Genomic DNA, 12,995 nt, shown 5'->3' with positions numbered 1-12,995 from the left:
GTACTTTTACTTTCTATGTTTGTATTTTTATCACTTTAGGGTATACGTAATCATTTAAGTTTCCCCATTTTTTCAAGACCATGATTAAAATAAAAGAATGAAAATAATATTAGTTATCCACAATTTAAGAAAAAAAATAAAATGTTAAACACAGATTTGTTGATTTTACAATAAAAAATGCAAAAATGCTCACCTATATGTTATAATTAATGTGCAACCAAAAACTAAACAAAGGAGCATTCTTGCATGATTAATTATAACAGATTAGCTTATGAATTAAAACGGGATATTTCAAATTTTTCAAATAAAATTTCTACTGGTTTAAAACGTCCTAAAATAAAGTTCTTAACACAGATGATTTACGGTTTACTCGAAGGAAATAAAACTCATTTAAGTGAAATTGCACGTTCTTTAAAAGAATCTATAACTCTTAAAAAAACTATTGAACGTTTGTCAAGAAATCTTCATGATTTTGATGATGGTGATCAGGTTATGGAAAATTATGTTGATATAGTTAAACAAAATATTAAAGATGATTATTCTGTAATTGTCGTTGATAATTCAGACATAGCAAAACCATGCAGTAAAAAGTTAGAAGCTTTAGCTGACGTACGTGACGGTAGTACCGGTAAAATAGTAAAGGGGTACCAAACAATCGAAGCTGCTGTATTAACTTCTAATAGAAAAATGCCTCTTCCCGTTTATGAAAAAGTATTTTCAGCAGAAGAAAAGGGATTTATCAGTGAAACTCATGAAAATATTAAATGTTTAAAGTCACTTAGCGAAAATTTTGGAAACAAATGCATAAGGACATTAGATAGAGGCTTTGATGCAAATGAATATTTTAGATATTTTATTAAGAATAAAGAACGTTTTGTAATACGTATAAAAATGAATCGTAATGTTATCTATAATGATAAAACTCAAAATGTTCTTGATGTAGTTAGTAAGTATAAAGGTAATTATTGTTTAAAATTCAAGGGAAAAAATAAAAAAATATTGACTGTAAAATTAGTTATATCCCTGTTAGTTTATGCGAATTTCCAAAACAAGAATTAACCTTAATAGTAGTTTACGGTTTTGGACAGATTCCTATGATGTTACTTACAAATTTAAAATCATCTGAAAAGAAAAAGATATCGCTTATAGTAACTAAAGTGTATTTAACGAGATGGCGTATTGAAGAATATTTTAAGTTCAAAAAACAGCAGTTTGATTTTGAAGATATTAGAGTTTGGTCTTTAAAATCTATACGTAATTTTAATCTATTTGCAACTATTACTGTTGGGTACATTGGTATAATGACATCTGAAAAAGCTGATAGTATATTTTTTAAAGAACTTAAGGAATGTTCAAAGAGAATTTATGACATTCCTAAGTTTATTTACTATGCCATTGGCTATGCTATAGAAAGCATTTTAGTTAAAACTAAAGTTGGAATTCAAAGCTTTATACCTAAAAACATTAAATCACAACAATTTGATATCTTCAACTACTTTAAATTAGTGGCTTCATAAGTTTTTAAAAATTGAAAATGGGGAAACTTAAAACGTAATCACCATTGCAAGCATTGTAATAATATGGTATAATTTGTTTATATAATAAATTATAAATAAAATTATTAAAAAAGATTATTAATAAAAAAGAAACATATTATAAGTCAGGGGTACAGGGGTATGACACTTAATAATGGTTTCTATGAGTCCGTAATAAATAAGCTTATAGATGAAGAAATACAAAAATTCTATTCAAAAAAAGATAAATATATAGATAAAAGAGATATTGACAAAGAAGAAGGAATCTCAATTCTTAGTAAATACATGTCTAATGTCATAAACAAATCGTTAAATAGAATTTCCGGTGAAGATAAACTAAATAAACAAGTTGAAATCTGCAATAAGATGATTAATCTTTTAATTGATGAATTACAATTAGAAGATTTTGATGTATTTCATATTAATGAAAATGCAGAGTTATTGTTTGCTGTCTTGATCAGCATGGATAATACATTAATTGGTGATTATAAAAGTAATAAAATAAGACCAATTACATCAATTGCAGCTAATTCTTTATTTACAGGGTCAAAAAATGAACCATCTCTTGGTAGTGAGTTAGTTAAGGAAATAAATACTGCAGATAGAATCGATATGCTTGTTTCATTTATAAAGTGGAGTGGGCTAGTTCAAATATTAGAAGCATTAAAAGAATTCACAAAAGATAAAAAATTACGTGTTATAACCACATCCTATATGGGAGCAACAGATTATAAGGCTATATTAGAATTGTCAAAATTACCTAATACAGAAATCAAAATCTCATATGATATAAATAGAACTCGACTTCATTCCAAGTCATATTTTTGCTGTAACAGATGAAGCTTCTTTAAAAGAAATTGAATGGAAAAAGGGCGGTTATAATGTTAATGAACTTGAAAAAGTTTATACAAAGGACAATCAACGAGCTAACTTAATTATCGATAGCATAAAAAAAGCTGATTATATCTTTGGAATTGTTAAAAAGATGATTGACGAAATTAATATTAGGATATTTGAGAGAAAAAGTTTTATAAAAGGTTGGGATTTAAATATTGACAATTATATGAGTGAATTTAAACTCCTGTGCTGTTAAAAATTAAATTAGGTGGAACAAATGAACATATTAAATAATTTAGTTCTTATTAAAGATAAAGATGTTACTAAAGATATAGTTAGATGTAATTACTTGTATGGAAAGTACGAAGTGATTTTTAACACTTCAAAACAAGTATATACATATTCTTACTTAAGTGTAAAATGGTTTAGAAACCCGCAAAATATAGATGCAAACTCAATAAAGATATCACATGGTGGTAAGGTTTTATTTGATATTAAGCAGATATTACAGTTTAATGATTATTATCGTATTTTTTTTGGTAATGGAAAAACAAGTTTATATAATATACGTGATCTTGATATAGAGAAAAATAGTCTATTAAATAAGGGGACAAGCAATTGTCTTGAATACTTTAAATGTATTGCTGATAAAGTTAGCATTGTAACTGATGAGGGTAAAAAAGTACTATCAAATCAATTTGAAAAAATGAATTTTATTAGTTCAAAATCAGCATTAGAAACATATTTAAATCCAGATAATCAAGTTTTAAAAGTTTCTTCACCATCCACAGTATATTTTCCTTTTGGATGTAATTTAAGTCAAATGCAAGCTGTATCTAATGCTATGTCTAATAAAATAAGTGTTATTGAAGGTCCGCCTGGAACAGGCAAGACGCAAACTATACTTAATATTATTGCAAATGCAATAATAAATAATAAAACAGTTGCTGTTGTTTCTAATAATAATTCTGCAACGGAAAATGTGTACGAAAAACTACAAAAATATGGTTTTGATTTTATTGCAGCACCTTTGGGCAAATCTGATAATAAGAAAGAATTTATTAAAAGTAAGCAATCAGATTATCCTGATTTTAATGAATATAAATATGATACTGATAAATTAAGTTTTTTATTGGATGAAATCATAAAGCTTCAAAGCGAATTAAAACAAATGTTAAGTGATAAAAATCGAATAGCAAGTTTGAAATCAAAGTTATCAGAATACACAGTTGAAAAGAAATATTTCGAAGATTTTTTTAAAGAAACATACGATGATAACATTAAAATAAGAAATATATCAAAACTTAAGTCAAATCAAATACTTGAGCTGTGGAACGAATGTCAGATGTTAAGCGAACAAAATAAAAAGATAAGTTTATGGTTTAAATTGAGATGTATATTCTTTTATGGTATATTTGATATGGAATTTTTAAAGAAACCTATAAGTGATATAATACCATCATTTCAAAATTTATTTTATATACTTAAAGTTGATGAATTAGAAAAAGAAATTAAAAGAATTGAAAAAAGTTTAGAAACATATAAATTCAAAGATAAATTAACAGAATTAACAGACAAATCGCATATTGTATTTAAAAATAGTTTGTATAAAAAATACTCAAAAAATAAAGAAAGAATTAAATTTAACGAGAATGATTTATGGAGAGATTCAAAAAAATTTAATAATGAATACCCAATAATTTTAAGTACAACCTATTCATTGAAAAATTGTTTGGATAAAGACTACATATATGATTATGTTATTGTAGATGAATCATCACAAGTAGATTTAATTACTGGTGTTCTTACGTTATCATGCGCTAAAAACATTGTAATTGTAGGAGATTTAATGCAATTACCAAATGTAATTCCAGACCAAGTAAAGTTAATGACAAGACCAATTTCTAAACATTATATTTTAAAAGAGGGATATAATTACGATAATAATAGTCTGCTATCATCAATATGTTCAATTATTCCTAATGTACCTAGGACTATGTTAAGAGAACATTATCGCTGTCATCCTAAGATTATAGATTTCTGTAATAGAAAATTTTATGATAATCAGCTTGTTATAATGACAGAGGATCATAATGAGAGAGATGTAATTAAAGTATATAAAACTATAGCGGGAAATCATGCAAGAGGTCATTATAATCAACGTCAAATTGATGAAATTAAACAAGAAGTTATTCCAGAACTACAAAATGGTCAACAAAAAGTGGATATTGGAATTATTTCACCATATCGAAAACAAACTGTAGCTATGCAAAATGATTTATCAAATGATATAGATATTTCTACAGTTCATAAATATCAAGGAAGAGAAAAAGATGATATTATTATTTCTTCTGTTGATAATGAAATTACTGATTTTACAGATAATCCAAATATGCTAAATGTGGCTGTTTCTAGAGCGAAGAATAGACTTAGACTAGTAGTATCTGATAATGAAAAAAATGAAAATACCAACATAGGAGATCTTGTTAAGTATATTCAATATAATAACTTTGAAATAATTAATGGAGATATTTATTCCGTTTTCGATTTGCTATATTCAGACTATACAGAGCAGCGTAAAAAATATTTAAAAAAACATAATAGAATTTCTGAATATGATTCTGAAAATTTAATGTATGGATTAATTAAAGATGTATTAAATAAGGATTGTTTTAAAAAATTAGATGTTATTGTTCATCAACCATTAAATATGTTAATTCATGACCCAAAGAAACTGTCTGATGATGAATGCAAATACGCAATGAATTGCGCTACACATTTGGACTTTTTAATTTTTAATAAGTTAGATAAGTTACCGGTTCTAGCTGTAGAAGTTGATGGATATCAATTTCATAAGGAAGGAACTATACAATCAAATAGGGATATAATGAAAGATGAAATTTTAAAGAAATATAATATTCCAATATTGCGCTTTAAGACAAACGGTAGTCAAGAAAAAGAAATACTTGAAAGTATGCTTAGACAGTTATTAGAAATATAATTTCTAATATAGTAGATGAGGTTATAACTGAAAGCACTTCTACTTATCCAGAAGAACAATAACGTAACTTATTATAATTAACATTACAGGAGGAGCCACCATATGGGTCTATTAAATAGAATGAAAGAACCTATCTTTCTTAAAGAGAATAGTAACGCTGAGGAGCAATTAGAAAAGCTTAAAGCTTTGGAGCCATTATTAAATATAGAAGGACAAGGTATAATAAGACAAGATATAAAGTACTTGGAATATGGAATAATTGGAGAGAAGAATATAGCATTTGAACTAAAAAACAGTCACATGCCTATGTACATAATACATGATATTTATTTGGAAGATGGAGATTTAAGTGCACAGATAGATTATCTTGTGTTTACAAAGAAAATCTGTTTTGTAATTGAATGTAAAAATTTATATGGGGATATTGAAATCAACAGTGTGGGGGATTTTATACGTACCATTGAATTTAGTGGAAGGAAGAAGAGGGAAGGTATATATTCACCTATTACACAGAACCAACGACACTTAGAGCTGATGAAAAAAATGAGGATAGATAATAAAAATAATATTCTTGCCAAGTTTATGTTGGACAAATACTTTGAAGATTTCACTAAATCACTAGTGGTACTTGCGAATCCAAAGACGGTCCTTGATGCTAGATTTGCAAAAAAAGAAATAAGTAATAAAGTGATACGTGCTGATCAATTAGTTAAATATATAAAAACTATGTACGAAAAGTCTAAAGAACCAGCATTTTCGGATGAGGGAATGCTTGAATGGGCACAATACTACATAGATTTACATAAGGAAGTCGTAAAAGACTATACAGAAAAATATGAGATGTATAAAATTAACAAATCGAAGAGCCCACAAGAAGCAACTCCAGCTAAAGGAGAAAGTAGTGATGCAGTAGATGTTGTATCATCATTGGAGGAAACAAATATATTCAAAGAATTAAGGGCATACCGATTAAGAAAAAGCCGAGAAGAAAAGGTAAAGCCTTATTTTATCTATAATGATAATCAATTAAAGGATTTAATTTCTAAGATGCCTAGAAGCAAAGAAGAATTGAAAACTGTGTCTGGATTTGGGGAGATTAAGGCGAATAAATATGGTGATGATATCCTGCAGATTCTGAATCAATATTAAATTTCTTTAATGGAAAAGTTTTTATTTATTTGGCGAGAAGTTAAGGTAATAAAAACATTTAAAATAAGATAACAGTAACAGAGGATAAGAAAAAGCTTATATAAAAAATTTCAAGATAAAATTAGAGATTTAACCAAGTAGATTCCGTAAATAAAGTATATGAATTATAATAGGAGGGGTGACTTAATATGAAATTTGATTTTACAAGTATTATTGACCGTCGAGGTAGAGATTCTATAGCTGTTGATTTGATGCAGGGGTTTGGTCCTGAGCCAGCTAAAGAGGGATTTGATATGATTCCTATGTGGATTGCAGATATGAATTTTCCTACTGTACCAACAATTCAGGAGGCAATTATTGAACGTGCAAAGCATCCGATGTTTGGTTATTTTGTGCCAAGGAAGGAATACTTTGATTCTATAATAAAATGGCAGGAAACACGTAATGAAGTATCTGGTTTGACAGCTGAACATATTGGTTATGAGAATGGTGTCCTTGGCTGTGTTGTATCAGCAATTAATGCTTTTTCTGCACCTGGTGATTGCGTGTTGATTCATTCTCCTATATATATTGGATTCACTATGGCATTAGAAAATAATGGACGTAAAATAATTCATACACAACTTATTCATGATGATGATGGAATTTGGCGTATGGACTATGAAGATATGGATGCTAAGTTAAAGCAGTACAAGATTCATGTTGCAGTATTCTGTTCTCCTCACAATCCATGTGGACGTGTATGGGAACGTGAAGAGATAGAAAAAGCTATGGAGATTTACAAGAATAATGATTGTATAGTAATATCTGATGAAATATGGAGTGATATAATACTATATAACAATAAACATATTCCAACTCAAAGTGTGAATGAAGATGCTCGTAACCGCACAATCGCAGTATATGCACCAAGTAAGACATTCAATCTTGCTGGATTAGTTGGATCATATCATATAATTTATAGTAAATATTTAAGAGACCGTGTAAGAGCACAAAGCAGCAAACCTCATTACAATGATGTAAATGTTTTGTCAATTCATGCATTGATTGGAGCCTACAAACCAGAAGGTTATGAATGGGTTGATGAGCTTCGTCAGGTTATTGCTGAAAATATTGACTATGTAAGTAATCATATCCAAAAGAACTATAAAGGAATAAAATTTGCAAAACCTCAGGCAACGTATATGCTGTTTCTGGACTGTGAAGAGTATTGTAAGCAACATAACATTACGCTTGAACAACTTTACAAAGCAGGTACTGATGTAGGTGTAATGTGGCAGGATGGACGTCCTTTCAATCACCCTTATGCAATACGTATAAACCTTGCATTACCAAAATCAAAGGTAATTGAAGCATTTGATAGATTAGATAAATATGTTTTTAATGTTAAATAAGTTAGAGGGAGACTTACCTATTATTGGAGGTATTAGATCCATATACATATTTTATCTATGTTGACAATACATCAGGGGAAGTGACTGATATAGAATTTGAAGATTTAGTAGTAGGTGACAAAATAACCGTTGATGTAAAATCTGTAGAAAATAGCTATGCTATGACTTCACGAGTGCAACTTTTGACTCAAAGAATGTAAGCATCTTTTACAAATGCGAAACAAGGGAAGTCTAATGACTTCCCTTGTTAAATGGATTTCAATTATTTTAATCTTATATAGAACTGTTTTCTTTTCTTATATAGTCATCATTCATATAGCTTGAATTTAAAAGAAAGTCTGCTGTTGATTCATTAGTTGCAACAGGAATATCATAAAGTGCAGATATTCTTAATAGTGCCTTTACGTCAGGATCATGTGGCTGTGATGACAAGGGATCCCAAAAGAAAATCATAAAATCTACCTTGCCTTCAACGATGGAAGCTCCAATTTGCTGATCTCCGCCTAAAGGACCACTTTCAAATGCCCTAACCGGCAGAGATAATTCTTCAATTATCATTCTGGCTGTGGTGCCTGTTCCACAAAGGAAATGCTTTGAAAGAATTTCTTTGTTTGCTTTAATCCAGTTAATAAGTTGAATTTTCTTGCCATCATGAGCTATCAAAGCAATATGTTTTTGTTTTTTTATATCATGTAATTTTCTCATATAAACCCTACCGATCTTACTTTTAATATTATTTAAAATAAATGTGTTGCTGATTGCTTATAGATATAAATAACTATATTACATAGGTAAAATAAAATCAATACTAAATTTAATTCTCAATTGATTTGATTTTAACTTGTAAATAAGTTACAATTATATAGTAAATTATCATTGATTATGGTACGAAGTTTGAGCACTAGATGGCAACTAATTATGTGAATATTATACCAACTATACTAAGTTGGTTAAAAATGAGGTATTAAAATGAAAAAAAATTATCTTTATATTATCATAGCAGCTCTAATTTTATTTAATATATATACATTAAATAAAGTAAGTAACATTGATAGAAATATACAACAAATATTTAATCAGCAGAACAATCTAAGTAATGAAATAAACAATATCTATTCAAATGTTGATGAAAAGCTTAAAAAACAAGCAAGTATGTTTGACAGCTATGATGTAACATTTGGAGACGAATTAAATGCTGATAATCTAACGGTTCCCGTTAAAATATCAGTAACACCTAAAGAAAATTCAGAGAATTTAACTGCCGAATTATTGATAAACAATGAAAGACATTCAATGATTAAAAATAAAACAACATTCATCACTCAAGTAAACGCATATGTATTTGACCCTTTTAAAATAATGATTGTATTAAATGATAACGGAACAGAAAAAATAGAAACCATAGATGAATATAACGACTTGCAATACAAATATTTATTGGATTTGTATGGACACTTTGCAGGTAACACTAAATATAGTTCAGGCAAGTATCAATATGATGGAGATATAATAATAGATTTTTCTGGACCAACATATGAAAATCCTAAAAAAATAAGTATTTTAAAATACGTAAACGGTGATTTAATTGATGAACAAGAATTAGATATAAATGGCAATAAGTCAAAATTTGATTCGCACAGAATGCACTCTGTAAAGGATGAAGTTGAACTTTCCGCTAATGATAAAATTGAAATATATATTAGTGTTCAAGACAAATATGGTCTAAATTATAAATATATAGTTTTAGCTGATAAAATTGACAGTGTTGGAAAATTAGTACGGATGCGTCCTGAATGGACTAACGGAAGTATGGTAGAAATCAAAGATAAAAATGGTAAAGTCTTATTAGAGAATTTTAAATATTAGTGTAAAAATTTTATTCAAAAAGGAGAAGTATAATGGATATTAAAATAAGAAGAGTGTCTATAGAAGACTTAGATTCGGTATCAGAAGTGGAAACGAGATGTTTTCCAGAGGCAGAAGCAGCTACGAAATCATCGATAGAACAACGAATTAAGACATTTCCAGAAAGTTTTTTTGTAGCAGAAATTGATGGAATAATAATTGGGTTCATCAATGGTTGTGTAACCAATGAAATGACTATTTTTGATGAACTGTTTAGTGATGCTACCCTACATATTCCCAATGGAGATTATCAGGCTATTTTTGGACTTGATGTAATTTCTGATTATCGTAAACAAGGAATTGCTGCACAATTAATGAATCATATGATAGAAGTATCAAGATTAAATAGTCGAAAAGGTGTTATTCTAACGTGTAAAGATAAGCTCATTCACTATTATACAAAGTTTGGGTTTAAAAATAAAGGCATTTCAAAATCTGAGCACGGCGGTAGTGTATGGTATGATATGATTTTAGAATTTTAATTTTATTTTTACTTTAAGCGGTTATATTCTAACATTATAACCTATTACATGAATAATGTTTGCATATTCGTCTATAGGGTTATATAATGAATATATTAAAATCGGAGGTAAAATTATGTTTTTCTCTTTTAAAAATGATCCATATATTGCAGTTATCGGCGATATTAAAGAGTCAAAAAGAATTGAAAACAGAAGTGAAGTGCAAAAAAAGCTAAAACAAGTTTTGGAAGAAATAAATGAAAAATATATTAATGATATATCATCTAAGTTTATGATAACATTGGGTGATGAATTTCAAGGTTTGTTATGTAATGGTTCAAATATAATGGATATAATATCTGAAATTGAGAGAAAAATGTATCCTGTTAAAATAAGATTTGGAATTGGAGTAGGAACTATTACAACAGATGTTAACAAGGAAATGTCCGTAGGAGCTGATGGACCGGCATATTATAAAGCAAGAAATGCTATTGAAACTTTGAAAGATAATGAAAATAAAAAACAGACAAATGCTGCAGATATAAGAATTGAGGTTGAAGGTGACAATCAAGCAATAACAATAATGATTAATACGATTTTATTATTGTTAACTGTAATCAAGGAATCTTGGAGTGATAGACAGAGGGAAATAATCTGGGACATGCTAAAACACCAAGATAGTCAAATTAATGTTGCTAAAAGGTTTAAAATTAAGCAACCGGCGGTTCAAAAGAGTTTATCAAAAGGAAAATACTATGCATATAAAGATGCATTGGATACTATAGTGAAAGCACTAGCAGAAATAAGGAGATAAAATGTTTAAAGAATATCTTATTTTATTGCTTTTGGCACATATCATTGCAGATTTTTATATACAAACAGAAAAAGTGGCTATTAAAAAAGATAAAAGCTTAAAATGGCTATTAATTCATGGTGTTTCGTATTTTGGGATGATGATATTGGTCGCCTTGCCTATAATTTCTTTTAAGATTATATTAGGAGTAACAATGGCAGCTATATTTCATTTGTTGATTGACCTGATAAAATTTGTGTATATAGCAGCAATAAACAAAAAAGGTAAAATGTCTCAAGTTATAGAAAGAAATCTATTCTTTACAGATCAATTTTTTCATTTTATTTGTTTAATAGGAGTTGCATATTGGTTAGCAAAAAGTAATATAAGTATTAATGAATGGGGATTAATTACTGACATCTTAGATATTGTCGGAGTATCTGGATTTGTGATTGTTTCATGGACGTTTGCGTTATTATTGATACATAAACCAGCTAATATAGTGATACAAAAATTATTGTCAATATATAAGCCTGTTAGCAATAATAGTGATATGAAAGAAGTTAATAATGCCGGAAGGTTTATAGGTACAGTGGAACGAATAATCATGTTGATTTTCTTATCTATTGAACAATATTCCGCAATTGGTTTGGTATTAACAGCAAAGTCTATAGCCAGATATGACAAAATATCTAAGGAAAAGGATTTTGCAGAATATTATTTATTAGGGACTCTTATAAGTACCCTTTTTGTAATAGTTGTTTCGTTTGTATTATGAGATAAATAAAATATTTGCAGAGATGCAATCTGTAAGAAGAGGTGCAAACTTGATGAAAGGCAACAAACGAAAAATCATTATTATTCTGGGTATAGTCTTAGTTGTATTACTTTTTATACTTCCCTTTGTTATTTCAGCACTAATTTACAAAGATAATTTTGGCAGTCGCTATGAAAAATATGCGCCAATGGCTCGACACATTGATGAATTTGAGGGATTAAATTCAAAAAGATATACTTTCACTTCAAATGAAGGTCAGATACTTGTTGGTTATGAATATTACAGAAAACTTGAAAATATCAAAGGAGTTGTAGTTATCGCTCATGGCCTTGGCGGAGGTGGACATAACGCATATATGAATATAGCAGACTTCTTTACTATAAACGGATATGTTGTTTTTGCTTATGATGCAACAGGAAATGATGAAAGTGAAGGCAGTTCAGTAAAAGGAATGCCTCAAGGCTTAATAGATTTAGATTATGCAATTCAATTCGTAAAACAGACACCTGACTTTGATGGCTTACCTATCGTGCTATTTGGACATAGTTGGGGTGGATATTCCGTTGGTAGCGTTTTAAACCTACATCCTGATGTTAAAGCAGTTGTTATGGTTGCAGGTTTTAACAAGTCTATGGATATAATTAATGAAGAGGGTAGAAAAATTGCCGGCGATGGAATTAGTGTTCTTTTGCCATACATATCATTATATGAAAAAATTAAATTTGGAAAGTATGCCTCATACAACTGCATTAGCGGATTTGAAAACACTGATGCAGGAGTAATGATTATTCACAGCACAGATGATGATATGATTTCACAAGATAAGAGCTTTGATGTATTTCATGACATTTACAAGAATAATCCGCGATTTAGCTTTGTAAAATATGATGATAGAGGACATGACGATGTTTATTATTCAGCAAAGTCACGTGAATATAAGGAAGAGTTTAATGAGAAGTTTGACGAATTCTTAAATTCATTGGATGGAGAATTTACTGCAAAAATAAAAGAATCATATCTTAATGATAATCTTGACAAAAAATTATTGTATGACCTTGACTTAGAGCTTATGAACAGTATTGTAGAATTCTATGATATTGAAATCGAATAGAATGAAGGTATTGACCGCATAGTAATAATGC

The 12,995-nt window shown here is 28.7% G+C and carries 12 protein-coding genes and 1 pseudogene; 12 read left to right on the top strand and 1 reads right to left on the bottom strand.

Annotated features, from left to right (window positions below; all coding sequences use genetic code 11):
- The first annotated feature begins 246 nt into the window (after positions 1–246).
- The 7 genes and pseudogenes from U8307_RS02195 to U8307_RS02165 all read left to right on the top strand — a co-directional run bounded on the left by U8307_RS02195 (position 247) and on the right by U8307_RS02165 (position 8,116).
- Complete coding sequence (locus tag U8307_RS02195; protein ID WP_326909824.1) at positions 247–1,059, top strand: hypothetical protein; 813 nt, start codon at positions 247–249, stop codon at positions 1,057–1,059.
- 35 nt (positions 1,060–1,094) lie between these two features.
- Positions 1,095–1,517 (top strand): hypothetical protein, encoded by a 423-nt coding sequence (locus tag U8307_RS02190; RefSeq protein WP_326909822.1) that lies wholly within the window; start codon positions 1,095–1,097, stop codon positions 1,515–1,517.
- 630 nt (positions 1,518–2,147) lie between these two features.
- Positions 2,148–2,357 (top strand): annotated as a pseudogene (locus tag U8307_RS14600) (hypothetical protein); the annotation flags it as partial.
- A gap of 292 nt (positions 2,358–2,649) precedes the next feature.
- On the top strand, positions 2,650–5,373 hold the full coding sequence (locus U8307_RS02180; RefSeq protein ID WP_326909818.1) for an AAA domain-containing protein: 2,724 nt from the start codon (positions 2,650–2,652) through the stop codon (positions 5,371–5,373).
- Positions 5,374–5,475: 102 nt separating this feature from the next.
- Positions 5,476–6,522 carry an HRDC domain-containing protein gene (locus U8307_RS02175; RefSeq protein WP_326909816.1) on the top strand — a complete coding sequence of 349 codons (1,047 nt, stop codon included), beginning with the start codon at positions 5,476–5,478 and terminating at the stop codon, positions 6,520–6,522.
- Between the two features lie 188 nt (positions 6,523–6,710).
- On the top strand, positions 6,711–7,916 hold the full coding sequence (locus U8307_RS02170; RefSeq protein WP_326909814.1) for a MalY/PatB family protein: 1,206 nt from the start codon (positions 6,711–6,713) through the stop codon (positions 7,914–7,916).
- A 23-nt stretch (positions 7,917–7,939) separates the two neighbouring features.
- Positions 7,940–8,116, top strand: coding sequence for a hypothetical protein (locus U8307_RS02165; RefSeq protein WP_326909813.1), 177 nt, complete (start codon positions 7,940–7,942; stop codon positions 8,114–8,116).
- Between the two features lie 73 nt (positions 8,117–8,189).
- On the opposite strand, the gene U8307_RS02160 is transcribed toward U8307_RS02165, so the two are convergent.
- Positions 8,190–8,621 carry a methylglyoxal synthase gene (locus U8307_RS02160; protein WP_326909811.1) on the bottom strand — a complete coding sequence of 144 codons (432 nt, stop codon included), beginning with the start codon at positions 8,619–8,621 and terminating at the stop codon, positions 8,190–8,192.
- 264 nt (positions 8,622–8,885) lie between these two features.
- Between U8307_RS02160 and U8307_RS02155 the strand changes: the two genes are divergently transcribed.
- The 5 genes from U8307_RS02155 (at position 8,886) to U8307_RS02135 (ending at position 12,964) form a co-directional block, all read left to right on the top strand.
- Positions 8,886–9,782: a hypothetical protein gene (locus U8307_RS02155; RefSeq protein ID WP_326909809.1), complete on the top strand. Its 897-nt coding sequence runs from the start codon at positions 8,886–8,888 to the stop codon at positions 9,780–9,782.
- 32 nt (positions 9,783–9,814) lie between these two features.
- Positions 9,815–10,303, top strand: coding sequence for a GNAT family N-acetyltransferase (locus U8307_RS02150; protein ID WP_326909807.1), 489 nt, complete (start codon positions 9,815–9,817; stop codon positions 10,301–10,303).
- Between the two features lie 115 nt (positions 10,304–10,418).
- Entirely contained in the window at positions 10,419–11,096 is a 678-nt protein-coding gene (locus U8307_RS02145) for a SatD family protein (RefSeq protein WP_326909805.1), read from the top strand.
- A 1-nt stretch (position 11,097) separates the two neighbouring features.
- Positions 11,098–11,853: a DUF3307 domain-containing protein gene (locus tag U8307_RS02140; protein ID WP_326909803.1), complete on the top strand. Its 756-nt coding sequence runs from the start codon at positions 11,098–11,100 to the stop codon at positions 11,851–11,853.
- 52 nt (positions 11,854–11,905) lie between these two features.
- On the top strand, positions 11,906–12,964 hold the full coding sequence (locus tag U8307_RS02135) for an alpha/beta hydrolase family protein (protein ID WP_326911523.1): 1,059 nt from the start codon (positions 11,906–11,908) through the stop codon (positions 12,962–12,964).
- Positions 12,965–12,995 lie beyond the last annotated feature (31 nt).

Source organism: Sedimentibacter sp. MB31-C6 (assembly GCF_035934735.1).
GTDB lineage: Bacteria > Bacillota > Clostridia > Tissierellales > Sedimentibacteraceae > Sedimentibacter.
The sequence above is the reverse complement of the archived record's forward strand: the minus strand, read 5'-3'. Positions and strand labels throughout refer to the sequence as shown.